The organism is SAR324 cluster bacterium (genome assembly GCA_015232315.1).
Classification (GTDB): domain Bacteria; phylum SAR324; class SAR324; order SAR324; family NAC60-12; genus JADFZZ01.
Genome location: JADFZZ010000006.1, coordinates 62,392 through 87,536 on the forward strand (window position 1 = coordinate 62,392; position 25,145 = coordinate 87,536).

22 protein-coding genes are annotated in these 25,145 nt (G+C 33.8%); 14 read left to right on the forward strand and 8 right to left on the reverse strand.

Features of this window, described 5'->3' with window-relative positions; translation table 11 throughout:
• The first annotated feature begins 21 nt into the window (after nt 1-21).
• The 4 genes from hemN to HQM11_06855 are packed head-to-tail and all read left to right on the forward strand — an operon-like array spanning nt 22 to nt 4,476.
• On the forward strand, nt 22-1,419 hold the full coding sequence (hemN, locus tag HQM11_06840; protein MBF0350730.1) for an oxygen-independent coproporphyrinogen III oxidase: 1,398 nt from the start codon (nt 22-24) through the stop codon (nt 1,417-1,419).
• 21 nt (nt 1,420-1,440) lie between these two features.
• Nucleotides 1,441-1,809, forward strand: coding sequence for a response regulator (locus tag HQM11_06845; protein ID MBF0350731.1), 369 nt, complete (start codon nt 1,441-1,443; stop codon nt 1,807-1,809).
• A 41-nt stretch (nt 1,810-1,850) separates the two neighbouring features.
• Entirely contained in the window at nt 1,851-3,476 is a 1,626-nt protein-coding gene (locus tag HQM11_06850; protein MBF0350732.1) for an FAD-dependent thymidylate synthase, read from the forward strand.
• Between the two features lie 40 nt (nt 3,477-3,516).
• Nucleotides 3,517-4,476 carry a histone deacetylase gene (locus HQM11_06855; protein ID MBF0350733.1) on the forward strand — a complete coding sequence of 320 codons (960 nt, stop codon included), beginning with the start codon at nt 3,517-3,519 and terminating at the stop codon, nt 4,474-4,476.
• Between the two features lie 2 nt (nt 4,477-4,478).
• Here the strand turns inward: HQM11_06855 and HQM11_06860 are convergent, their stop codons facing one another.
• The 8 genes from HQM11_06860 to dnaN all read right to left on the reverse strand — a co-directional run bounded on the left by HQM11_06860 (nt 4,479) and on the right by dnaN (nt 12,854).
• Nucleotides 4,479-4,946, reverse strand: coding sequence for a methylated-DNA--[protein]-cysteine S-methyltransferase (locus HQM11_06860; protein MBF0350734.1), 468 nt, complete (start codon nt 4,944-4,946; stop codon nt 4,479-4,481).
• A gap of 25 nt (nt 4,947-4,971) precedes the next feature.
• Nucleotides 4,972-5,844 (reverse strand): glycosyltransferase family 2 protein, encoded by an 873-nt coding sequence (locus HQM11_06865; protein ID MBF0350735.1) that lies wholly within the window; start codon nt 5,842-5,844, stop codon nt 4,972-4,974.
• Between the two features lie 67 nt (nt 5,845-5,911).
• Nucleotides 5,912-6,610 (reverse strand): type 1 glutamine amidotransferase, encoded by a 699-nt coding sequence (locus HQM11_06870; GenBank protein ID MBF0350736.1) that lies wholly within the window; start codon nt 6,608-6,610, stop codon nt 5,912-5,914.
• A 1-nt stretch (nt 6,611) separates the two neighbouring features.
• Nucleotides 6,612-6,965 carry a hypothetical protein gene (locus HQM11_06875; protein MBF0350737.1) on the reverse strand — a complete coding sequence of 118 codons (354 nt, stop codon included), beginning with the start codon at nt 6,963-6,965 and terminating at the stop codon, nt 6,612-6,614.
• Nucleotides 6,966-6,981: 16 nt separating this feature from the next.
• Complete coding sequence (der, locus tag HQM11_06880; protein MBF0350738.1) at nt 6,982-8,295, reverse strand: ribosome biogenesis GTPase Der; 1,314 nt, start codon at nt 8,293-8,295, stop codon at nt 6,982-6,984.
• A 2-nt stretch (nt 8,296-8,297) separates the two neighbouring features.
• Entirely contained in the window at nt 8,298-10,664 is a 2,367-nt protein-coding gene (gene gyrB, locus HQM11_06885) for a DNA topoisomerase (ATP-hydrolyzing) subunit B (GenBank protein MBF0350739.1), read from the reverse strand.
• 13 nt (nt 10,665-10,677) lie between these two features.
• A complete protein-coding gene (gene recF, locus HQM11_06890) occupies nt 10,678-11,742 on the reverse strand; it encodes a DNA replication and repair protein RecF (protein ID MBF0350740.1) in 1,065 nt (354 codons plus the stop codon).
• Nucleotides 11,736-12,854, reverse strand: a complete 1,119-nt coding sequence (gene dnaN / locus HQM11_06895) for a DNA polymerase III subunit beta (protein ID MBF0350741.1) — start codon at nt 12,852-12,854, stop codon at nt 11,736-11,738. Before dnaN ends, recF begins: the two co-directional genes overlap by 7 nt.
• Nucleotides 12,855-13,062: 208 nt before the next feature.
• On the opposite strand from dnaN, the gene HQM11_06900 reads away from it, so the two are divergent.
• From HQM11_06900 to xseB, 10 genes are all read left to right on the forward strand, one after another.
• Nucleotides 13,063-15,147, forward strand: coding sequence for a hypothetical protein (locus HQM11_06900; GenBank protein ID MBF0350742.1), 2,085 nt, complete (start codon nt 13,063-13,065; stop codon nt 15,145-15,147).
• A gap of 10 nt (nt 15,148-15,157) precedes the next feature.
• Nucleotides 15,158-16,189: a recombinase RecA gene (gene recA, locus HQM11_06905; GenBank protein MBF0350743.1), complete on the forward strand. Its 1,032-nt coding sequence runs from the start codon at nt 15,158-15,160 to the stop codon at nt 16,187-16,189.
• Entirely contained in the window at nt 16,173-17,240 is a 1,068-nt protein-coding gene (gene mnmH / locus HQM11_06910; protein ID MBF0350744.1) for a tRNA 2-selenouridine(34) synthase MnmH, read from the forward strand. The genes recA and mnmH overlap by 17 nt, the downstream gene beginning before the upstream one ends.
• A complete protein-coding gene (locus tag HQM11_06915) occupies nt 17,233-19,776 on the forward strand; it encodes a hypothetical protein (protein ID MBF0350745.1) in 2,544 nt (847 codons plus the stop codon). The genes mnmH and HQM11_06915 overlap by 8 nt, the downstream gene beginning before the upstream one ends.
• A 39-nt stretch (nt 19,777-19,815) precedes the next feature.
• On the forward strand, nt 19,816-20,505 hold the full coding sequence (locus tag HQM11_06920; protein ID MBF0350746.1) for a (d)CMP kinase: 690 nt from the start codon (nt 19,816-19,818) through the stop codon (nt 20,503-20,505).
• Between the two features lie 73 nt (nt 20,506-20,578).
• The gene (locus HQM11_06925) at nt 20,579-21,277 is read left to right on the forward strand and encodes an HAD family hydrolase (GenBank protein ID MBF0350747.1); all 699 of its coding nucleotides are present in this window, start codon (nt 20,579-20,581) and stop codon (nt 21,275-21,277) included.
• Nucleotides 21,278-21,482: 205 nt separating this feature from the next.
• Complete coding sequence (locus HQM11_06930; protein ID MBF0350748.1) at nt 21,483-22,262, forward strand: pentapeptide repeat-containing protein; 780 nt, start codon at nt 21,483-21,485, stop codon at nt 22,260-22,262.
• Nucleotides 22,263-22,631: 369 nt separating this feature from the next.
• Complete coding sequence (locus tag HQM11_06935) at nt 22,632-23,138, forward strand: hypothetical protein (GenBank protein ID MBF0350749.1); 507 nt, start codon at nt 22,632-22,634, stop codon at nt 23,136-23,138.
• Nucleotides 23,132-24,664, forward strand: a complete 1,533-nt coding sequence (locus HQM11_06940) for a DUF4832 domain-containing protein (protein MBF0350750.1) — start codon at nt 23,132-23,134, stop codon at nt 24,662-24,664. The genes HQM11_06935 and HQM11_06940 overlap by 7 nt, the downstream gene beginning before the upstream one ends.
• 149 nt (nt 24,665-24,813) lie before the next feature.
• On the forward strand, nt 24,814-25,044 hold the full coding sequence (gene xseB / locus HQM11_06945; protein MBF0350751.1) for an exodeoxyribonuclease VII small subunit: 231 nt from the start codon (nt 24,814-24,816) through the stop codon (nt 25,042-25,044).
• Nucleotides 25,045-25,145 lie beyond the last annotated feature (101 nt).

The window sequence follows — 25,145 nt, forward strand, 5'->3', positions numbered from 1 at the left end:
TAAACCTTATATAAAATTGCCATGCAAACTGTACTTACGGATTATAAGGAAGTCACCCCTGAAATCATTCAACGATATGATCGCTCAGGTCCTCGTTATACCAGTTATCCGACCGTTCCAATCTGGGATAAAGGAGAATTTTACTCTGAAGATTATGTCGAATTTCTGGAACGTGAAGGACAATCTGATAAATCCTTGTCTCTCTATATCCACCTGCCTTTCTGCAAGCGATTGTGTACTTTTTGCGGTTGCAACAAATTCATTACCAACAATCAGGACGTTGTTGAACAATATCTGACCACGGTTCAAACCGAACTGAAAATGATTTCCCAATATATGGGACCTCGAAAAACAGTGAAGCAACTCCATCTTGGCGGGGGAACCCCCACTCATCTTTCTGTTTCACAATTGCAAAAGTTAATAGCCACAGTTCATGAGTATTTTGATGTGGATTTTTCAGGTGAAATCGCATTTGAGGCTCATCCTAAAGTTACAAGAGAAACACATCTGAAAGCTCTTTATAATCTTGGCTTCCGGCGAGTGAGTTTCGGAGTACAGGATATTGATTCACAAGTCCAGAAAGCCATCAATCGTGATCAAACCTTGGAACAAACCCAGAAAACCTTTTATTCAGCCCGGGAAATTGGATATACCAGTATCAATATTGACTTGGTCTATGGATTGCCGAAACAATCGGTTGCTACATTTACCAGGACGATGGAAGAAGTAAACGCCATGCGTCCAGATCGACTGGCTATTTATAGTTTTGCATATATTCCGGAAATGTTCCGTACTCATAAAAAAGCCATTAAAGAACAGGATCTGCCCACACCAAAAGATAAAATTGCTATTTATATTGAATCGATCCGTTTTTTTACCGAGGCGGGATATGAGATGATCGGAATGGATCATTATGCAGGCCAAACCGATGAATTAGCCGTGGCTCAGGCAAACCATACCTTGCACAGAAATTTTATGGGTTACACCACACTAAAGGGCCTTAGCCAGATTGGTGTGGGAGTATCCTCTATCTCCGATTTTGGAGATGGATATTTTCAGAACGATAAGGAATTATCCATTTATATGGAACAAATCCAGCAGCAGAGGTTTCCTGTTGTGAGGAGAAAAGTTCTGGATAAAGATGATGTATTGCGGCGAGAATTGATTGAATCGCTGATGTGTCATTATTATTTACCCATACAGCAATTTGAAACCAGATATGAAATTAAGTTTCATGAATATTTTTCCGGCGAGATGGAATCCCTCAAAATTTTGGAACAGGAAGGATTACTGAGCATGGACAACCATGAGATCCGACTGACAAAACTGGGAACTTTATTCATGCGTAATGTTGCAATGGTTTTCGACCGATATCTTCATGATAAATCACGTATCTTTCATTTTTCGAGAACAGTATAAAATTCTCTTTTTGGGGGAAGCATGTCCAAACGTATTTTAGTAGTAGATGATTTGGCAACCCAAAGAGCCGCCGCCGCCTATACTCTGACTGGTGCGGGATATGAAATATTTCAGGCTGAAAATGGCGAAGACGCTATTTACCAGATGGAAGTATTGGGTGGAGTCCATCTGGTAATCGCTGATTTAAGCATGCCTGTGAAAGATGGACTTTCCTTATTAAAAACATTGAAACAAAATCTTCAATTTCGATCCATTCCAGTGCTCATGCTTCTAACTGAATCGCAAATTCCCCGAAAAGAAGAACTGCGTCAGGAAGGTGCCGCCGGTTGGATTCTGAAGCCCTATCAACCTGAACAATTATTTAGTATTGTGTCCAAACTGATTTCGTAAATTCGGTTTAGTTTTTTAAAAATCCTACACTTTATTACTCCATGAAAACACATGAAAATTTTACATCTGAAGAACAAGCACTTCTCAGCAGATATGTAACCAATACAGACAAAACCATTTTTGTTCTGACAAACCTGCCTGAAGTGATCAAAGGAGCGTTATTTTCACGCTACTCACGTTCAACCCTTGGTCTTCGTCAACTCCTGCTCCGTGAATTTATTCAGAATGAAGAATCTGAATTTCACGCTATTCAGGGAACACAATCCTCTGATAAAAGTCAGGAACAATCTATTTTGGCGATTGAACGTGCCCAAAATTTTTATGACAGGATTCTTGACGGTTATGGAGATGACTCCATCGGTGAACTGGGTGGAGCCCACCTTGCTCTGGAAAATATTTCTATCTTGGCTACCAAAATTATTGAGGATTGTCGTATTGGTGGCTCTCCGCTTGAAAAATCCACCCGCTACGTTGATTTTAGTCAAAAGGTGAATGGTGATTATCTGTTTTATAAAAATTCTCGCCTGCTCGAATCTCATCACAAGGATCGGTATCTTGAAATCAACCGGTATTTGTTTGACACCTATACCTCCATGATTGAACCGGTAACAAAGTTTGTAGAATATCTGATGCCACACACTGAGGGCGTGAACGATGCCGCCTATAAACGTTCTGTTAAAGCCAAGGCTCTGGATTTGCTCAGGGGATTGTTACCGGCGTCAACCATGACCAATATGGGCGTGTATGGGAATGGTAGATTTTTTGAGACCTTAATCTCAAAAATGCATGTGCAGGAAATTGGAGAGTTACAGCATATTGGACAGGATTGTTTTGAAGAATTATCCAAGGTTATCCCCTCTTTTATTCGCCGATCTCATCCGGAACATCGTCATTTCAAAAATTTTCAGGAATTTTTTCTTAAAAACAGAACTTTAATAAAAAGTTCCTGCAATCGCTATTTGTCAGGCAAACCAACCACCACTTCAGGTGTCCAATTAGTAGATTATGATACTGATGCTGAAAATAAACTGTTAACGGCACTTTTATATCCTCACACAGAATTATCCATGACTCAACTCATGGAAATCATGCGTAAGTTACCACTGTCTGAAAAAGTCGCCTTGATTGACCAACACGCAAATTTACGTGAGCATCGAAGACATAAACCCGGAAGAGCATTGGAGCAGATTTTTTATACGTTTGATATTGTTGGCGACTATGGAATGTATCGTGATCTTCAACGCCACCGAATGTTAACCCAGGAACGCCAATTATTGTCAACCCACCTTGGCTATATCACCCCACCTGAAATTGAACATTCCCGTATGGCCCCTAAATATCATGAGGCCATGTCAAAAGCCGCTGAGGTTTATGAAAAAATCGCTGAAGATTTTCCTGTTGACGCACAATATGTTGTTCCTTTGGCCTATAACATTCGCTGGTTTATGCATATCAATCTGCGATCATTGATGTGGTTGGTAGAATTGAGAAGTACTCCACAAGGTCATGAAAGTTATCGTAAAATTGCACAATCCATGTATCACGAAATTGAACGCGCTCATCCATTGCTCATCAAATATCTTAAATTTACGGATTTAAAGGAATATACCTTGGGACGTTTGGACTCAGAAATTCGTCAAGAACAAAAAAATGATCCTGGTCTGTAATTCGAAATGTTCATTTAAATCTTTGTGAGGCTGGAAAAATATGAAAACCGGCTTTTATTTTGATCCTGTTTTTTTTAGACACGAGACAGGACTCCATCCTGAAAATTCCAAACGCCTAGAATCTATTGAAAACAAAGTTGTTTCAAGCGAACTGTATTCAAAATTAGAAAAGCGTTCTGCCGTAAAAGCATCTCCTCAGGAAATCAGCACGATCCATTCTTATAATTTAATCGCTGAAGTAGAAGACGCTTGCTCTTCGGGTCTTAGTTATATTGGAACTACCGACTGCACCATTTCTCCTCAAACCTATGACGTTGCCCTTTACGCGGCTGGAACCGTGATTGAGGCCGTTACTCAGGTTTCTGAAAATCAAATGGATAATGCTTTTTGCGCTGTTCGTCCCCCAGGACATCATGCTGAATACGACCAGGCAATGGGCTTCTGTTTTTTCAACAATATCGCCATTGCCGCAGAGTTTTTATTAAAGAATTTCGGGTATCAACGGATTGCGATTATTGATATTGATGTCCACCATGGAAATGGTACCCAACACATTTTTGAAGACCGAAAAGATGTCCTTTATGTAAGCATCCATCAAGACCCGCGCACTTGCTATCCGGGAACCGGATTTGCACATGAAAACGGAAGAGGCGAAGGAAAAGGCTACACCCTGAATTATCCGATGAGACCAGGAGATGGTGACAGGGAATATACTGAAGTCTTCAAGAATTATTTGATTCCGGCCTGTAAAGAATATAAACCGGAATTTATACTGGTTTCAGCAGGATTTGACGCTCATGAAGATGATCCTTTGGCCTTCATGAATCTAAGTGACGCAGGATTCAGAATGATGTTCAACGAATTAAAAAAACTCGCTGAACATTGCTCTCAAGGCAAAATTGTAAGTGTGCTGGAAGGAGGGTATGCCTATGATGCTTTATCTCGATGTGTGCTTGATCATTTGACTATTTTTCAACAAGACCAACTGGAAAGTGATTGATACTATTTCGATACAAGCTTGCTTTCAAAATCAAGCAACCATTTTTTCTTGTCAACTCCGCTTGAATAGCCTGTCAAACTGCCATCTTTTCCTATCACCCGATGACATGGAACAATAATTGCCACCGGATTCATTCCATTAGCCTGTCCTGCAGCTCGAGCCCATGATTTTAGTCCCATTTGAACGGCTTGTTCTTCATAACTGATCGTTTTACCAAAGGGAATGGTTTGCAATACCTCCCATGCTTTTTTTTGGAAAGGTGTCCCATCTAAAAGAAGGGGTAAATCAAATATTTTTCTATTTCCTTGAAAATATTCACCAAGTTGCAGAATTGTTTGCTGAAGAACAGGAGTGATTTGTTGTTCCTTGATTTGATCCGATTCCACATTCTCTTGATAATCAAGCCTCGTCAGGAATCCATTTCGTTCTTCAACCAGAAGAGGTCCTAACGGAGAATTATAGACAAACATGGTTTCTGTATTCATACGGCCCCTATCAGTCTATACATTCAGCAATAATTGCATGAGGTCGCCTCTGCGTTTCTGAATATATTCTGGAAATATATTCACCTAAAATTCCCACGCAGGCCAAGTTTAATGAACCAAAAAACATGATCATAATAATCAGAGTTACAAAACCTGGTTGAACAACACCAATTGAAAAATATTTAATCAAAATATAACTGGTATAACTCACAGTAATGATTAACCCAAGAGTTCCTATAATTGTGATTATTCGTAAAGGGACTCTTGAAAAAGAAAATATTCCATCAAATGCAATTTTAAACAGTTTTTTTATACTATACCCTGATTCCCCAGCAAGGCGCTCTGAACGTTCATATTCAACCCCTGTCTGTTTAAATCCCACCCAGGCTCGTATCCCGCGCAAGAATGGATTTTGTTCACTCAGTTGCAACATTTGTTTCACTACTTCTTTCTTCATGACACAGAAATCCCCAGTATCTAAAGGCATATCGATATCGCTTAATATTTTTAAGATTCGATAAAAAGCATTATACGCATATACCTTGAACCATGATTCTTTCCTTTTTCTGCGCACACCATAAGCCACATCAAAACCTTCATCCAGGTATTTAAAAAACCCCGATAACAATGACGGAGGATCCTGCAAATCATCATCAATAATTGCGATATAATCTCCTTGACACAATGACAGACCTGTCCTGACCGCAGCTTGATGACCAAAATTTCGTGATAGCCTGAATCCTCTGATGTATGGATAACTGGTATGGAGTTGCTTCATCATATCAAAACTATTATCGGAACTTCCATCATCCACCATGATCAATTCCAAATTCCATGAATGAAGCGTTCTTTCCTTTTCTATCGCCTCCAGAAGAATTGGCATAATCTGGCTTGAATTATAGACTGGAATAATGATTGAGATGAGATGCATGTAGAAAAGATACTCAGGATCAATTGGAGAAAAGATAATTCAAGCAATTTTCCATTGAATGATGGATTGCAGAATAGTACTGGGTTGTATTGATGATCTGGTTTTTGTTTTGAATATATGATTGTCCGTCAACCAATTCATTTTCACATTCATCGGCAAGAATACGGACACTTTCAGGTGTGGCTTCCATATGAAACTGTAATGCCAACACTTTTTCCTGGTATAAAAATGCCTGATTTTGGCAACCATCACTGGTTGCCAAATGTATCGCACCATTGGGAATATCAAACGTATCACCATGCCATTGAAAGACTGTAAACGGAGAATCCAATTCTTTAAAGCATGAAATATTTTTTGCTTCAGGCTTCCATGTTACAGGAAACCAGCCAATTTCCTTATGGGAATTTTTATATACTTTAGATCCCAAGACGCTCGCCAATATTTGAGACCCAAGACATATTCCCAAAACAGGTTTACCCTGCTTCAATACTTGTTCAATCCAAAGCTTTTCCTCCACTAACCAAGGAAATAATTTATCATCATGAACCCCCATAGGTCCACCCAATATAATAACCGCATCCATGTTTCTTATAGAAGGCAGAGGTTGATTCTGAAATAATTTGGTAGATGTGAATATATGACCTGACTTTAGTCCCCATGCTTCAATTGCTGATAATGTTTCAAAGGGGACATGCTGTAAATAGTGAATCTTTGCCATTCTATTGTCGCTTTTGAGAATCAGAATAATAATGATATTGAGTTGTTTGCATTTCTTCTAGTTTGAGTTGATTTGCAATAGATTGTAATCGTTGAGGTCTTGTCAAATAATTGATTTCAATTTGCAATAACTCCAAACGAAGTTCGAGAGCATTTTTTTGCTTTTCCAATAACTGGACGTAATATCCATGTTGCAGATAATTCATCCATTGCCAAAGATAAAAAATCCCGGAAATCGCAATAACAAACGTTGTTAATAAAGTTAAATGAAACGATTTTAATAATCTGAACAACAGAAGGCTTTTTGTTGTTATTTTATTTTTAAACAATCGAGATTTTGATAATGATATCTGCATAATTTTCTTATTGAATTTAATTTTTGAAAATCAATTCAATTGGACACCCTGTAAAATCAAAATGATGTCTTATCTGATGGATTATATATTTTTTGTAAGCCTCATCAATCCTGTCCGGATGATTAGTTTTCAATACAAATGTAGGTGGTTTTGATTTAATTTGACTGCCATAGAAAATTTTTACTCTAGTCGGACCCTTGATTGATGGTTGATGTCGATTTACAATTTTGATCAAAATTTCATTAAAATCATGTGTTTTAATATGTCTATTCAGTTGCTGGCGAACTTTGTCAATGGCCTTAAATATATTATTCATATTTTCACCATTTTTAGCACTGACAAATACAATTGGAGCATAATCAACAAATTTCATTTTGTAATCAAAATCGTCCAGTAACGTTTTTTTATAATTTTCTAAAGCTAGAAGATCAATTTTGTTAAAAACAATAATTATCCCTTTTTTTCTTTGAGAAACATCACCTGCGATCCGCATAACCTGGTCTGTGATACCTTCAACAGAATCAATTATAAGTAAAACAATATCCGATCGTTCTATGGATTTGATAGAAGTAACAATACTGTAATGTTCGATTTTAGAGTTTACTTTCATCTTTTTTTTGATACCCGCAGTATCAATTAAAACAAAATTCTTATCCTGATATTTGAATTTCACATCTACTGAATCACGGGTTGTTCCAGCTTCATCACCAACAATCATCCGCTGTTGACCTAAGATCATATTGACTAACGATGATTTCCCGGCATTTGGCTTTCCCACAATAGCAATATGGCATGAATCCTCATCTTCATCATTGGTTTCAACAGCTTTTAATGGAATAATTTGATTGATATCCTCCAATAATTGTTCAATTCCAATGTTATGCGCACATGAAATAGTATTTATTTTTTCACCTGAATTAAAGAATTCATAGCTTTCATTTCTGCGTTTTTCATTATCTACTTTATTAACAACCAGAAAAACAGGTTTGTTAAATTTTTTACAGAAATATAGCATTTCATTGTCATACGAGGTCCATCCATTATTGACATCAGACATCACAATAATAGCATCTGATTCCTCTATAGCAACCTCAATTTGTTGATGTATTTGTGCCGATAATAATGATGATTCCGGATTATCCATTCCAGCGGTATCTACCAAGATGAATTCGTAGTCATCATAATTGATAATGGAATAATTTCTATCTCTTGTTACCCCTGGCATGTCATCAACAATAGCAGTTCTTTTTCGCTGAACTTTATTCAGAAATGAAGACTTGCCGACATTAGGACGCCCAATTATTGAAATCACTGGTAATTTTTTTTTCATATTTAGACATCCAGGTTTTTAACTCTTAATGCATTTTCTTCAATAAATAGCCTCCGTGGTTCAACTTGATCTCCCATCAATATTGTAAACATTGAGTCCGATTCAACCAGATCTTCTACAATAACTTTTTTTAATGCTCTTTTTTCAGGATTTAGCGTTGTGTCCCACAATTGCTCAGGATTCATTTCGCCTAACCCTTTGTATCTTTGAATGTAAACACCTTTTTTACCATAGCTTAATAAAAACTCCTTAATTTCTTTCCAATCCTGAAATATATGACTTTGCCCATTATCTTCAATGATATTGACCGTATCTTTACCTAGTATACTCTTTAATTTATTATATTGATTGAATAAAATATTGTATTCATACAAATCCAGACTTTCCAATCCAGATTCTGCAATTTTTATTATTTTTCCTTCAGATTCAATAGTCACCTGTTCTGTTTCCTCATTAATGTCAATTTGGATACCCTCAATTTTTTTAGAAATTTCAACCAATTGTTCCAGGAGTTTAATTTCATTATCATCCAGTTTAATTTCTTTTTTTAACAAAATATCTATCAAATCCAATAGATTAGGATTATGAGATATTTTATTTAATGATTCATAATGATGATATAGATCTTTAGATAACTTAGCTAAATTTTCTCCAGTAATTTCATTTTCACCAATCATTACTTTTAATTTTTTACTAGACAACTCAATTAGTTTTTCTGATAACTGGTCATCATTTAAAACATAAAATTCTTCCTTACCTTTTTTTATCTTATACAATGGTGGTTGGGCAATATACAGGTGTTGTTTTTCAAGGATTTCTGGCATTTGACGATAAAAGAAAGTTAGTACCAACGTCAATATGTGACTTCCATCAATATCAGCATCCGTCATTATAATAATTTTATGGTATCGAAGCTTTGATATATCAAAATCATCTTTTCCAATCCCTGTTCCCAATGCGGTAATCATTGTTCTGATTTCATCGCTCCCCAGCATCTTATCAAAACGTGCTTTTTCAACATTCAATATTTTACCTTTCAAGGGCAATATTGCCTGATTTTTCCGATCCCGTCCCTGCTTTGCGGATCCTCCAGCAGAATCACCTTCTACAAGAAACAATTCACTCAGGGCAGGATCTCTTTCTTGGCAATCTGCTAATTTTCCTGGTAATGAACTTATTTCAAGAGCATTTTTTCTTCTTGTCAGTTCTCTAGCTGTTTTTGCTGCAATCCTTGCTTTTTGAGCATCCACTGCTTTTTCAAGAAGTTTTTTTGCAACAACAGGATTTTCTTCAAAAAAAGTTGATAAATGCTCTGTGACCAAATTCTCAACTTTTCCCTTCACTTCCACATTGGTTAATTTGATTTTTTTCTGAGATTCAAACTGGGGATTACCCAGACGAATACTGACAACTAATGCAATTCCCTCTCTGACATCTTCCCCTGATAAATTTTCCTTTAACTGTATATTGTTTGCTGTTGCATAATTATTAAATGTTCTGGTTAAACCACCTTTCACACCTGATAAATGAGTTCCTCCTTCCATTGTATTAATATTATTAACGAAGGAATAAACCCTTTCATTATAGGTATCATTGTATTGAAATGCTACATCAATTTCCAGATTCTCTGATTTGCCACAAACATAAACAGGCTCAGGATGTAACACTGTTTTATTCATATTTAAATGTTCAATAAATGAAATAATCCCACCTTCATATTTAAATTCATGCACTTTATCATGGATATCATCTCGGATTATGATGCTTATCCCTTTATTTAAAAACGCCAGTTCTCTTAAACGCTGAGATAATGTTTCAAAATTAAAAACGATTTCAGGAAATATGCTAGAGTCCGGTAAAAATGTTGTTTTTGTGCCATGCTTTGAACTTTCCCTTATACGTTGAAGTTCTGTAACAGGAATACCTTTTGAATATTCCTGTTTCCATAAAAACCCTTCTCTTTCAACTTCAACAACCATCTTGATTGACAAAGCATTCACAACTGATGCACCCACACCATTCAATCCTCCAGAAACCTTATAACTGTTGGAATCAAACTTTCCGCCTGCATGTAGTGTGGTCATGATTAATTCTAATGCGGAAATTCCTTCCTGATGCATACCGATGGGTATTCCTCTTCCATTATCCTGAACTGTAATGCTGTTATCAGAATGAATTATTACCTCAATCGTATCACAATGACCTGCCAACGCTTCATCCACACTATTATCTACAATTTCAAAGACCAGATGATGTAGCGCAGTAAGATCAATTCCGCCAATATACATCCCTGGACGTTTTCTGACAGCTTCCAGCCCCTTTAAATGAGTAATTTGCGTTGCACCATAGTCTGTTGTTTCTTGTGTCATAGATATCCTTTTATTATTCACATGATAATTCTGCGTTTATCACTCTAAATTTTGTAAAATTCAGGGATACGTCATTTGTAAGATAAGTGGAAGTAACAAAAATTTGATTTGGCAAGCTACTCAAATAACTCATCAGATTTTTTGCAATATTTTGATCTAATTCAGAAAAAATATCATCAATAACCAAAATAGGGATAATTTGGTAACGATCAATAAAAATTTGGTTAACTGCTAATTTTAGTGCAAGACAACTAATTTTAAGCTCTCCCTTTGAAAAAAAAATTCGATCTTCATACTCATCCATAAAAAGCTGATAATTATCCTTGTGAGGTCCAATTAAGGAATATCCATATCTCAACTCTTTTTCCTTATATTCAAACAATTTATCTTCCCAAGAATCAGTATCAAGAATTGATGGTTCATAATTTAATTTTAGCAGTTCAAATCTACCTGTTAATGCAAAAAAAATCTGGGAAATTTTTTCATTTATTTCTTTGACGAATTTTTCTCGTTTCACAGTGATTATTTTCCCAAACTTGCTCAATAAATTATTCCAAATGTGCAGTTGAGAAATATCCTTTGTTTTTAGAAGCTTATTTTTCTGTTCAATCACATTGATATATTCTTGCAGTTCATGAATATATCCTGATGAAATTACAGAAATTGCTCTGTCAAATATTTTTTTTCTTTCAACTGAAGATGTTTTGAAGATTTGTGAGTCATCAGGGGCAAATGAGAGAGCAAAATATGCCTGGATATAACTGGATGCTTTTTTAGAGGGTGTATTATCCAGCCATATTTTTTTACCTTTTTTGGTAATTAATATTTTAACAAATTGTAATACCTGTTTATTTTCAATTTTTGCGTTAATAACGCAATATTCTCGAGTGTTTTTAATTAAATGATCCAGCTTATTTGTACGGAACGATGATAGATTGCATAAAAAAAATATTGCCTCAATAATATTTGTCTTTCCCTGACCATTTTCTCCCCAAAAAATATTATTTTGAGGAGAAAATTTTATGAAAGTGTGAGTGTAATTTCTATAATTTATTAATTCCAGTTCTCTAATTACCATTCAATTCTTAAAGGCATTATCACAGAGATGCAATCATCATTCTCTGGAGATCTTATTAATCCAGGAGCCATTGAAGTTTTTAAGTCAATTCTCACTTGAGTGTGTTGAACTACATTCAATGAATCCAATACGTATCTTGCATTGAAACCTATCTGCATTGATTCATTATTATAATCAATATCCATTTCATCACAGACTTCACCATAATCTGCTTTTTCACTTTCAATTCTTAATTTATTATTCCCAAAAATAAATTTGACTGGCTTCATTTTTTCATTGGTAATTGATGAAACAATACGAAGGGCATTTACCAAACGTTCTCTATCCATAATAGCAATCAATGGGTTATCTTTAGGTATAATTGGATCACAATTTGGAAATTTTCCTTCTATTAATCTTGTTTTAAACACCACAGACTTTCCTGAAAATTGGAGTGTATGTTCGTCAAAACTTATTTCAATGCTTTCATCAAATAAATGTATAGCTTTTCTAACTTCTGATAAAGCTTTTCTCGGAATTATTACTTCTGAAAAATTTTTATTCTCAATTTGTGATGTTCCATATGCTTGTGCTAGTCTATGACCATCCGTTGAAAGCCACCTCGTTCTTCCATTATAACTAGATAAACAAACCCCCATTAAGTTTCTGCGCGATTCATTTGTCTGTGAAGCATATAATGTTGCGTCTATACATTTTTTTAATTCATCCGAAGATATGATTAGTTTTTCTGGCAATTCTTCTATAACTGTTTGAGGATAGAGACCTACTTCGACTGATGGCAATTTCAGTTCAGATGAATCACTTGTTATATGTATCCATAGTTGTTCAGTAGATTTGATATGTATAGTATCCCCTTGGAATTCTTTGCAGATATCATATAGTTTTTTTGCACTTATACAGATACTTCCAGATTCTATAACTTCAGCAGAAAAATATTCCAAAATTGATATTTCATGATCAGTAGCAGAAAACTCTATGGTATATTGTTCATGATTTTCGATGCTTTTAAGTAAGAAGTTTGACAAGATAGGTTTTACGGAACTTTTATCAATGATGGAAATAATGTTTTGTAAAGCATCTTTTAATAATTCTTTTTTTATCTTAATTTCCATAGGATTTCCTTTAAACTTAATAGTAAAAGGTATTGAACCAAAGTTGATTTGGTCATTAAAACTCTAATATTAAAAATAAATTTTCACATTATTAATAGTATAATATGTTTGTGAAGTATATGTTCTGATGTTTGTATTTTATAAATATTGATAAATAAAGTGCAATCTTTGAATATAATGATAAATCCAAGCTTATAGAATGGTTGTTATGATAAGATTACAAGGTACTGATGGTATCAGAGGTAAAATTGGAAAATCAATAGATTATATGGGAGTTTCCCCTCAAGATTTATATTTGAATAAGGGGATTTTGACGGAAACCTTTTTTGAATTATATGTTTATAGTTACTGTAAATATTTGATAAGTCAAAAATTTATAAAAAATAACAATAAAATTGTAATTGGTTGGGATACAAGGGATAAAGAAGGCCATTTTAACGCATCTGCTGTTAATGGAATTTTAAAAGCTGGTTTAGATGCTATTGTAGTGGGAATTTCACCTACACCTGCAGTAGTTCTATATATGATTAATATTGAGGCCAGTTCATCAATTGTTTTAACAGCATCGCACAATCCTCCTGACCAGAATGGAATTAAAATATTTGCGGGGCATACTGCATTAAAATTATTACCCAAAGATGATATTAATTTATCAAAAATTGTTCTAGATACCTCATATGATGAGATAAAAAATTTAGAATTGTTAGGAAAAATCGAAAACCACGAAATTATATCAAACAAGATTTTTAATGATTATACATTAAATGAACCTAATTTTTGGGATAAAAAAAATATTTTATTGAATAATTCAATACTCGTTATTGATGCGGCCAATGGAGCTTATTCACCATCAATTACTAATATTTTTAATCAAATTGGTGATAACGTAGTGATCACTAATAATGACATTACAGCAGCAATTAACTATAAATCGGGGGTTGCTGATTTTGAAGGTTTAGGAATTATTGATTGGAATATGGCATGTAATGATTATGCTGAATATTCAACAATAAAGAAAATGTTTGAACTCGGAAATATTAATAGAGATAGGTTTAAACATTTTAATGAAACTCTTTATTGTACAATTTTTGATGGAGATGGCGATAGATGTTTTATTTTGGTTTATGAACCATTTGATAATAAACTACTTGTATTATCAGGTGATAAACTTTCGTTCATTCAAGCTCAATATTTGTTAGAGAATAATAGAGATAGTAAAGAAACTATATACATTAACACTGTAGAAAGTGATATTGAAACAATAAGAAATATAAAACAAACTGGTTTCAAAACAGTTCAGACAGCTGTTGGCGATAAATGGATTTTATGGGAAATATTTATCCACAATTGGAGTTTTCAAAAAGAATATTTATTGAATATATTCAGTAATAAAAATATACATTCAGAAATTTTTGAAATAATCGGTAAAATTGATGTACTTCTTGACTCTATGAGTTTGAGTCATGAGTATGAATCATTACCAATATCTCAATTATATTATGAACTAGATGTACTTCTTCTAAGATCTGGAAATCAATCATTATCGTCGGTATATCCCACTTTATCTTCTGTAATAGGTGCAGAAGAATCAGGGCATGTGATAACATCAGGATATTTAAATAACCAAAGGGTGTTTATTGGGAATGGATTAAAATCAGGATTAAATTCATTGGTTTCAATTGAATATTTTAAAACTAAGATGAGCATCCAAAATTTTTATCAATGGCTAGAAAATCCATTTTCAGTCGGATATCATATAAGTCAGCCTGTCTATTATGTTAATAAATCATTATTGATTCCTAATTCTGATTTTACTAAAAATATGGAGTCAACTTTTGGGCAAATTCTTCAAAAATATTTTCCAGAACAAAATATAAGAAATATATTTCGATCAGAAGAACCCGAAATGCTTTTTTTTGAAATAGAAGATAATAGTATTCCTTTGGCAACCGTATTTATCAGAAATTCAGGAACTGAAGATAAAATGTCTTTATACGTAAGAGGTAGTTATAAAATTAAAGAAACTTTGGATAAAATTGCTGATGAATTATATAAAATTGTTTTTTTTATAGTAAAAGATTTTAATAAAGATATCGTACTTGATGAGATGAATGTTATTCAGCAAATTCATAGTTTAATGACTGATATCTCAGTCAGATTTGTATCTTTAGATCGATTATTTAATGAAATGAAAAAACAAAAACTGATTTTTTTTCATAATAATCAGATAAAATTGTCTCAAATGGGTTATGAATATTTAAATTTTATTAATAATTCTGAACGTTCAGAATAAATGGAGTGATATGATATCAGATGAAAAGAAAAAAGATTTGGAATCAGCGCTTAACTTAATTGAAAGGCAGTTTGGCAAAGGCTCTATCATGAAGATGGATGATACAGCTATCATGAATATTCCTGTAGTTAGTTCAGGTGATATAGGATTGGACATTGCTTTAGGGGTTGGTGGATTGCCCAGAGGAAGAATTATTGAAATCTATGGGCCTGAGTCATCAGGGAAAACAACTCTTGCGCTAATGGCACTGGCCGAAGTTCAAAAATTGGGAGGTGTAGCTGCCTTTATTGATGCAGAACATGCTTTAGATAGGATGCATGCGAGAACTTTGGGGGTAAAAGTTGAAGAGTTGTTAATAGCACAACCTGATTATGGTGAACAAGCATTAGAAATTGCAGAACAACTGGTCAGGGTTGGAAAAGTTGATATGGTTGTTGTTGATTCAGTTGCGGCATTAGTTCCTAAAAGTGAATTAGAAGGCGATATGGGTGATTCGCATATGGGGTTACACGCAAGGTTAATGTCACAGGCATTACGGAAATTGACTGGTGTCGTTTCTAAATCAAATACCATATTGATCTTTATCAATCAACTTCGATCAAAAATTGGTGTGATGTTTGGTAATCCAGAAACAACAACTGGAGGAAATGCTTTAAAATTTTATGCAAGTATCCGGATTGATGTTAGAAAAGCATCACAATTAAAAGATGGTGATGAAATGAAGGGGCACAGAGTTAAAATAAAAATTGTGAAAAATAAAGTTGCAGCTCCGTTCAAAACTACAGAATTTGATATAATCTATGGGGAAGGAATTTCAAAAACTGGAAGTTTATTAGATCGAGCAGTGTTAGATGGGATTATTCAAAAAAGTGGAACATGGTATTCTTATGGTACAGAAAGGCTGGGACAAGGAAGAGAAAAAACAGAACAATATATGAAGGAAAATTCAGAAATGACAAATGAGATTGACGATAAAGTAAGACAACTTCATAAGTTAAAATCAGGTCAGGAGTCAGAGGTAGAGAATGGAAAAAAAGATTGATGATATTATAGAGGATCGAGAGCATTTTTTATCCTCTAAAATACCATCAGTATCCATAGCAGAATTAGATCATGATTCAATAGTGATTGATGTAAGGACGCCAGAAGAATATGATAATGGTCATATTCCTGGCGCAATTAATATTCCATTATTCAATGATGAACAAAGAACTATAATAGGAAAAATCTATAAACACCAAGGGAAAAAAAATGCAATAAATCAGGGCTATGATTATGTGGAACAAAATTTAAACAACTTCATTAATCAGTTAGTGCCTTATATGAATGACAAAGTTGTGATTTATTGTGCAAGAGGTGGGATGCGATCTGGGTCTGTAACTCATTTACTTATGAAATTAGGTGGAAGTAATGTCTTGCAGTTAGTTGGAGGATACAAATTTTACCGTCAGCACGTACTTCATTTTTTTGAGACATTTTCGATAAAATGTATAGTTTTGAATGGCAGAACTGGTACTGGAAAGACAGAGATAATAAATCAATTGGACCATTCAATTGATTTGGAAGGTTTAGCTCAACATAGGGGATCCTTATTTGGATTTATTGGACGTAAACCAAGGAATCAAAAAACGTTTGAAGGATTACTTTATAATGAAATAAATAAAAATTTTGATCATGTATTTATTGAAGGAGAAAGTAATAAAATTGGTAAGGTTTTTATTCCTAAAGGTTTATTTGAAAAAATGCAAAAGGGTGTGAATATTTTAGTTACTGCACCATTAGAACAAAGAGTACAAAGAATATTAAATGACTATAGATTTGATAATGAAGAGCAATATACCCAGATTTATCAAGTGATTCAGTCATTAAAAATATCATTGGGTAAAAAGAAAGTTGATTATCTTTGTGATTGCTTGGCCAATAATGATTTACCTGATTTGGTCAGAACTTTGCTCATCGAATATTATGATCCATTATATGATCATAAAATAGATAATAAAGAATATGCTTTAGAAGTATGTTCCTCAAATATTTTTGAGGCAAAGAAATCATTAGAAAAATTTAAATTTAGGCTCAAAAACAGAAATGAATAATAAACATTTTTATTATTGTATTTGTCTATTTATTTTTTTTCTAAATTATAAAATTACTTTTGCTGTTGTTACAAAATTAGGTGAATTTGCAGTAAGCTCAGACATTCACTTTGAACCCCTCCAATATCCATCCTTTGATTATTTATTTTCAGAGAATCCAACTCTCACTGATCCATATACGTTTTCTGTACCAGAAATTCATCTTTTTGACCAAGCTTCATTATTGTATCATAAAGGCTTTATACAGTTACGGGAAAATAAACTATTTTCTGCCGAAAATTTATTTGATCAAATAATAAATTCCTACCAGGAAAGTGATACATATTTACCCTCATTATTCTGGAAAGCCTATATTAAGATAAATAATAAATCTGAACAAGAAGCTGGAAAATATCTGAAATTGATAATTCAATCACCCAAACGAACTGAATATTTTTATGAAAGTGCGTATGTCCTTGTCATGATAAAAATTCGACAAGGGGTATATAATGATGCTATTGAGATTTTAGATAATTATTTAAAGGTAATAAAAGAAAATAAGAAACTGTCTATACGATTAATGAAATTAAAAATATATTGTCTGATACATTTGCAACGATGGGATGAAATAAAATTCCTGATTCAGAATATTCAGAATAATGATCGATCAATTCAAAGTTACTTACAACTCATCGCCATAAATTATAAATTAAAAAACTATCCAGAACTATATCAATTAATAGATCAATGTTTGTCAAAATTTCATAATGACAGAACTATTGACACAATTCTGTTAATTGGTATTTGGACTGCTCTGAAGGAAGAAAACAAAGAAATTGCTGAAAAATTTTTATGGATCATGAAAAATAGAGGAAACAAAACGGATAGTTTTAGGAAAATTCAAATAATTCATTTACTTCAAAATCATGATTTACAAAATGCATTGAACCTGTGGAATCAAATTACAATTACAAATATTAAGCAGGAATCATTGCAACTAGTATATAGATATATGTTACAAACAGAAAAATATGATCAAATCCTGAAATCAAATTTTGATAGTATATATTGGAAAACATGGTGGGATGAAAAAAAACTCATTGATGGAATAGCTTATCAAAAAACAACAAATACTCAAAAATCTGTAGAGATATATAAAGGCCTTGTTGATTCAAATCAAACTTCGAGTTCAATTAAAGAACAAGGAATGTTTTTGTTAATCAAATCATTCATTATTTTAAAAGATTTCAAACAGGCAGAATTATATTTAATTCAAATTATACAAAAATATCCATCATCCCTCAATATAGGTGAATACTATTTTTGGTATGGAATTGTCTTATATGAAATTGGTGAACACACTCATGCTTTGATGGCATTGAAACAAAATAATTTGGATTCAGAGATAGGAATCAATAGTACTGTAGCAATAGCTGAGTGGTATTATTTAAACCAGGACTGGGATCAAGCAACCCACTATTATGAACTAATTATTGAAAAATATTCGGGTAGTGATTATTCTCAGTTAGCTAAATTTAAATTAGCTAATATATTATATTTAACTCAAAATTATAATGAGGCAGAAGTTGTAATAAATGAGCTTGTTAGTAAGTCCGACAATAAAATAGCTTTTGATATTAATTTGTTACATGTCAAAATTCTGTCAAATCTAAATCGAATAGATCATGCAATAGAGTTGTTGGAAAATGAATTCAAACAAAATAGATTCAATAATCTTATAATTAGAGAATATTTTGATTTATTAGAAAAACAAAAAAAATATCAGAGAATTATTTCTTTTTCTCAAATAATGGAAAATAAACAATCAAGTGACATAGATCTATCATTTTTGTATATGAAAAAAGCAGATGCGTTATTAGCATTAAATAAAAAACAGGAAGCATCAGTTTTTTATGAGAAATTTTTAAATAATGCAGGAAGAGATCAGCGAGGCATTCATTATCGGGTTATAAAATTAAAATATGATTTATTAGAATATTTTGAATTTGAAAGGCAAGCAAAAGCCTTTATTCAAAATGATGTTGCAGATGAGTGGATGATCAAAGTTTTAGAATTGTTAACAAAGTATTATTCCGAAATAAAGGATTCGACACAGAAATTGCTATATATGGAAAGTTTGGCAAAAAACTATGAAAAAATTTTGAAAAACGGAATTGATAGTAAACAACAAGTTATAATCATGGTTAAAATAGGCAGGATCAATAACGAAATGAAAAAATATAGTATGGCTGAAATTTGGCTCAAGCAAGCCTTTGATTTAGCTAATCTATATTTTGATAAATGGAAAATATTTGATCAATTAGGGATTGCGGAATACGGTCAACAAAAATATTATGAGGCATCAACTAATTTTTTAAAAATATTGTATTTGGACAAAACTATTCAAAATCAAAAAAAAAATGAGTTAATAGAAAAAATTCAAGTGTGTTTAAAAAATGATAATTTATTGATGGAATCAAAAGCTTTATTTCAAAAATATTCTAGAGAATATGATCATGCTTCAGATACGCAAAATGACACGTTAATGGATTTATAGAAAGTCCATTGGATTTGTTTCACGTGAAACGGGATTAATATGAAATTTATTGTAGTGGCAATTGATGGACCAACTGGTGTTGGAAAAAGTACAATTACAAAACTGTTGGCTAAGAACAAACAATTAATGTATGTCGATACTGGAGCAATGTATCGTTGTTTAGCCTGGAAATGGGAGCAATACGGTTGTTTGGAAGAAATAAATATTTTAGATAAAATTGCCAATGAAACAGTTATTGAATTTCAGGACTCAGGAGAAATTTTCTGTGATGGAGAGAATGTAACTGAAACAATAAGGTCTGAAAAAATTTCAGCACTTGCATCAAAAATTAGTCAATTTTTACAAATTCGTTCTTCGATGAAGAATCAGCAACGACGTTTGGTTCATAACATGAGGAATCATTCACAGTTTAATGGCGCTGTATTGGAAGGACGCGATATTGGAACTGTTGTATTTCCAGATGCGGATGTTAAATTTTTTGTTGATGCAGATGCCTCAGTCAGGGCAAAAAGAAGATATGATCAATTGTCCCAAAAAGGAATTAATGCAAATTTTCAGGAAATACTGGATGCCTTGCAATTGAGAGATAAACAGGATGTATCACGAGAATTTGCACCATTAACCAAAGCAAATGATGCCATTGTTATTGATACCACGCATTTATCAATTGATGAAGTTATACACCAAATGATGTTTCATATTGATAAATTATCACTGATAAAATCATGAGTGCTTTCTAACAGATAAATGAACTAAATATTTATAAATCTGGTTATTTGTAAAAATCTATTATTGTCAACTGATGATCAACTGGAATAATTTTGATAGTTATATTTTTGATCTGGATGACACGTTAATCAACACAACTCAAGCAGTACAATCAGGATGGGAGTATGCCTTAAATAAGCATTCATTTAGAAATGATCTTTCACAAGAAAAAAAAATTAATTTGCTGAAAAAATTAATCAAATTTTTTGGATCATCTTCAGACAATGAATATTGGCATGCTTTTATCTTTGAACTTTCAAAAACATCCATTCGATATCCCAATCCGATAGCTACTGCTTTATGTGAAACATATCGGCAGGGATATTGGCAAGAATTGAAGGTTTCCTCACAAATTTTATCATTCCTCCAGTTTCTTTCCCTCAAAAAAAAACCATTGATACTAGTAACTAATGGTTGCCTTTCGTTTCAGATCAAAAAACTTCAGCATACAGGACTATCGACATATTTTGAGAACAGTGTGTTTTGTTCATCACAATATCAACCAGATCACCAAAAACCGTCTCCACATATGCTAATTCAGGTAAAAATGAAATATTGTGTGCAAAAATCAATTTTTATTGGTAATGCTAATTCAGATATTATTGCGGGTAATTTAGCTGGTATGGATACTGTGCTGATTTCTGAGAATACGCAGGAACAGGACTTAAAATTGATGGAACCGACATATACACTTTGCTGGAATGAAATCTTGATGAGTATGAAGGATAAATGAATACTAAACCATTTTTTAAGTTTGGGTATATAATTCCTATATCTGTTTATAAATGGATTCCTGTCCTTATACTTGAGCAATTTACAGATCAGTGCTGTCATTGTCAGGGGTCTGGTAAACATCCAAAATATATGTGCAACGAGCAGAAATGTACTTATTGTGGTGGAATTGGAAGAGTAAAAACAATGGTTCAGGAGGACTTGTGATGAAAACTGAACAACTAAAAACTATTCTGGAACAGCATCAACTATGGGTTTCATCGCAAGGAAAGCAAGGAATCCAAGCAAAAATGCAGCATGTAAAGATACCTAAAACTGATTTGCATGGGAAAATTTTGGACCAGATCTATTTTGAATATGCAGATCTTTGGAAATCAAATTTGAACAATACGAGTTTAATCTCGGCGCATTTGGAAGAAGCCTTTTTAGAAAGATCACATTTGGAAGGAGGGATACTTAAATATGCCTTTTTAGAAAATGCAAATTTATGGGGTGCTGATTTAAGATCTGCTAACCTGGAAGGTGCCCGACTGGAAAGGTGTCATCTTGAGAGTGCAAATTTAAATAAAACAATTTTTATCAAGGCTCGGATGATAGAAACATTTTTAACAGATGCATATCTTGTGGATGCTAATCTTGAGGGCGCAAATTTAGAGGAGGCTGGTCTAGTTGGTACTAATTTGATGAAAGCCAACTTTAAAGATACTATTTTAAGAGAAGCAAATTTAAGAAATGCAAATGCGCAATTTGCGTGTTTTGAAAATGCAAATTTGGAGAGATCAAATCTGGCACATACCCTTATGCAATTTGCTAATTTAAAAGGAGTAAATTTTAATATGGCACATTTAATAAATACCAATTTTGCAAGTGCCAATCTTGAAGAAACCAATTTAAATCAAGCCTATATTGAAAATTGTTTCTACAATGAACAGACTCAATTTCCAAAAGGCTTTATTCCAATGCATTATAGTTTTTTACAAATCTGATAATGACTATATCATCTCGAGTGAGCATAAATCCCCATCTTTTGTTCAAACCAAGCAGAAATCAAACCGGAAAATAATCCCTTAAAGTTTTTACTGATAATATTTCTTTTTGCTTCCAAGTGATCAGTTCTGTGAAATTGGGATCCAGGAAGTGCTATGAAGATTTAGTTTCAAGTACGGAAAAACTCGGAGAACCAATTTTCATTAGCGAATAATTCACGATTCTTGGAAATCTACCGATAAAGTCTTCATAAATAATCACATAAAAATATACAGGGTAACGTTCAGATGAATAGATCTATATATTTTAAAATGATGTTTGTGATTGAAGTATGTTTATTGACACCATCTGTTTGGGCTGGAGATATCATGCTGGAATTGGGTGTCAATTATGCGTCACCTCCAACAGGAAGTTTTCTTGATGAGCAGGTCGTCACAGGTGTGGATTATGTCTCTGGTCTAAGGCTTGCAACAAAATACACCTTTGAAAATGGATTGATGTTTGGCCGCGAAGCCCTAAGTACAGTTTATCAAGTCAAGTATGATGGTGCCGATTACTACCTTATCATTGTTCCAGGCAATTTTACATTAGGATGGGCATGGGGTGAGGACGTCAAATACATGCTGGAAGCGGGATTGCATGAAACTGCGACCGTTGCAATGCGGTCGAGATTATCTCCGAGAAATACTGATCATGTGCAATTAGTGGATAGTAACTGGTTTGGGGTTGCAATTGACTGGGGGGGAAGTGAGTTATTGGGGGTGATATTTACCATTCGCAACATGAGTCTGGGAATCAAAGATATTTATCATACAGGGTATGATCTGAACACCAATGAATTCAATTTTGGACTTGGAGGACGAGTTAGATGGTGATTTATAAATTTAATCTAGGATTGATTGGTAGATTGTTTGTTTTTTTGTGCTTGTTGGCTGGATGCAATGAAACTGATTGTGCGGATGTTTGTAATCAATTTATAGGAACAAAAACTTCTAATAGTCATTTTAAGAGTTTGTCAGGAATAGATATTCCGAATCCACAACGTGGTTTTTATCATCATACAGAGACGCATTCGAATCAGTATCAACTGTTGAAGATTGAAGATTTGCTGGCATATCGGCAGGAGGAGAATATCACATTGATTATGAGGGTTTTTTATATGGAGGATTTTGTGAATTCAGACATCACTCAAACCTATCTTGACTCAATACAAGCAGATTTTAATACAATTAGGGATGCGGCAATGCATGTGATTGTGAGGTTTGCTTATACAGACGAATTGAATAACGATCGTTTACCGCCTTTTGGAGATGCTACTAAGTCAAGAGTATTGAGTCATATCGATCAGTTGGCATCTGTCTTACAACAAAATAGTGATGTCATAGCCTTGATTCAGTCTGGATTTATTGGTGTTTATGGTGAATGGTATTATACAGATCATTTTGTAACAAACCCTGAAAAACCGGATAATGTAAAAAGTACAGATTACGCAGATAGGAGTGATGTGGTGTCCGCATTGCTGTCTGTTATTCCTGAAAATCGAATGATTCAGATTCGGACACCAAAAAATAAACAGAAAATATTGGAGGCAGAAGGGGGGAGGGCTGATGCGATTGTATCTACGGATTATTACAATGGATCGCGGATTGCCAGAATTGGTCATCATAATGATTGCTTTCTGGCAGACGAAACTGATGGAGGCACTTATGATAGTATTAATAGCGATAAAACATATCTTGCTCAGGAAACTGTCGCATTGCCAATGGGGGGCGAAACTTGTAGGGATACACGTTATGCCTCATTGAGGTCGTTATGTCCTGTAGCTCTAAAAGAATTGGCTCGGTTCCACTGGTCATTTCTGAATGTCGATTATAAGAAAGCTGTACTTGAAAGCTGGGATCGTTTGGTGCCTCCACATAATTGTCTGGATGAGGTTAAGCAAAAATTGGGTTATCGGTTTGTTTATAAAGACTCAGAGATAGATGCAATGGCATCTCCTGGAAGTCAGATACTGGTTAATATTTTATTAAAAAATGAAGGTTGGGCTGCTCCCTTCAATCCACGATTTGTTGAGTTACTGCTACGAAATATTTCGTCAGGGGAATTGTATGGGGTGCGGTTGCAAGATGATCCCCGTATGTGGTTTGGTCAGTCAGATTTTGCAATTGAACAGACAGTGTGTCTTCCTTCAAATATTTCTGAGGGTGAATATGAGTTGTTGTTGAGTTTGCCTGATCCAGAAACAGATTTATATTCCAGGCCGGAATATGCCATACGATTGGCAAATGAAAATATGTGGGAAGATATAACCGGATTCAATAAGCTTCCACCAACAATTACTGTTTTAAATTCAATGGAGTCGGTAGCTTGCGAAAGTGAGTTGGTGTTAGATTCAAGATGATATGTTTATTCTGAATGTTCAGAAAAATGATGAAGCATGACGGTCACAGGATAGGTGGCAGACAATCATCAGTAACACAAAAAACATATTGATTTCAAGGCTGAGTGGTGTTAGTAATGATTCGCTTACATGTTTAATAGAAAGGTTCAATGAAGAAAAAAATTTCATTTGAAGCAAGTCTGCAACAGTTAGAACTGATTGTGACAAAACTTGAGGAAGGTAGTCTGGATCTTGAAGAATCCATGAATGCTTTTGAGGAAGGCATAAAACTGAGTAGAACTTGTCAGCAATTTCTTGAAAAAGCAGAAAAGCGTATTGAAATTATTATGAAAAGTGAGAAGGGTGATTACGAGCAAATTGAGTTTGAACTCGAAAATTAATGTGTCCTGAAACGGGATGCATGATGAAACAATAATAACATCAAAAATTAGCTCTTTCTGGTTACTCTTGAAGTCATAGATTGTAACCGTGGCAAAAAGTT

Excerpts from the sequence above, each read along its gene's own strand:
- hemN (MBF0350730.1), top strand. The coding sequence starts at position 22 with ATGCAAACTGTACTTACGGATTATAAGGAAGTCACCCCTGAAATCATT.
- HQM11_06845 (MBF0350731.1), top strand. The coding sequence starts at position 1,441 with ATGTCCAAACGTATTTTAGTAGTAGATGATTTGGCAACCCAAAGAGCC.
- HQM11_06850 (MBF0350732.1), top strand. The coding sequence starts at position 1,851 with ATGAAAACACATGAAAATTTTACATCTGAAGAACAAGCACTTCTCAGC.
- HQM11_06855 (MBF0350733.1), top strand. The coding sequence starts at position 3,517 with ATGAAAACCGGCTTTTATTTTGATCCTGTTTTTTTTAGACACGAGACA.
- HQM11_06860 (MBF0350734.1), bottom strand. The coding sequence starts at position 4,946 with ATGTTTGTCTATAATTCTCCGTTAGGACCTCTTCTGGTTGAAGAACGA.
- HQM11_06865 (MBF0350735.1), bottom strand. The coding sequence starts at position 5,844 with ATGCCAATTCTTCTGGAGGCGATAGAAAAGGAAAGAACGCTTCATTCA.
- HQM11_06870 (MBF0350736.1), bottom strand. The coding sequence starts at position 6,610 with ATGGCAAAGATTCACTATTTACAGCATGTCCCCTTTGAAACATTATCA.
- HQM11_06875 (MBF0350737.1), bottom strand. The coding sequence starts at position 6,965 with ATGCAGATATCATTATCAAAATCTCGATTGTTTAAAAATAAAATAACA.
- der (MBF0350738.1), bottom strand. The coding sequence starts at position 8,295 with ATGAAAAAAAAATTACCAGTGATTTCAATAATTGGGCGTCCTAATGTC.
- gyrB (MBF0350739.1), bottom strand. The coding sequence starts at position 10,664 with ATGACACAAGAAACAACAGACTATGGTGCAACGCAAATTACTCATTTA.
- recF (MBF0350740.1), bottom strand. The coding sequence starts at position 11,742 with ATGGTAATTAGAGAACTGGAATTAATAAATTATAGAAATTACACTCAC.
- dnaN (MBF0350741.1), bottom strand. The coding sequence starts at position 12,854 with ATGGAAATTAAGATAAAAAAAGAATTATTAAAAGATGCTTTACAAAAC.
- HQM11_06900 (MBF0350742.1), top strand. The coding sequence starts at position 13,063 with ATGATAAGATTACAAGGTACTGATGGTATCAGAGGTAAAATTGGAAAA.
- recA (MBF0350743.1), top strand. The coding sequence starts at position 15,158 with ATGATATCAGATGAAAAGAAAAAAGATTTGGAATCAGCGCTTAACTTA.
- mnmH (MBF0350744.1), top strand. The coding sequence starts at position 16,173 with ATGGAAAAAAAGATTGATGATATTATAGAGGATCGAGAGCATTTTTTA.
- HQM11_06915 (MBF0350745.1), top strand. The coding sequence starts at position 17,233 with ATGAATAATAAACATTTTTATTATTGTATTTGTCTATTTATTTTTTTT.
- HQM11_06920 (MBF0350746.1), top strand. The coding sequence starts at position 19,816 with ATGAAATTTATTGTAGTGGCAATTGATGGACCAACTGGTGTTGGAAAA.
- HQM11_06925 (MBF0350747.1), top strand. The coding sequence starts at position 20,579 with ATGATCAACTGGAATAATTTTGATAGTTATATTTTTGATCTGGATGAC.
- HQM11_06930 (MBF0350748.1), top strand. The coding sequence starts at position 21,483 with ATGAAAACTGAACAACTAAAAACTATTCTGGAACAGCATCAACTATGG.
- HQM11_06935 (MBF0350749.1), top strand. The coding sequence starts at position 22,632 with ATGCTGGAATTGGGTGTCAATTATGCGTCACCTCCAACAGGAAGTTTT.
- HQM11_06940 (MBF0350750.1), top strand. The coding sequence starts at position 23,132 with ATGGTGATTTATAAATTTAATCTAGGATTGATTGGTAGATTGTTTGTT.
- xseB (MBF0350751.1), top strand. The coding sequence starts at position 24,814 with ATGAAGAAAAAAATTTCATTTGAAGCAAGTCTGCAACAGTTAGAACTG.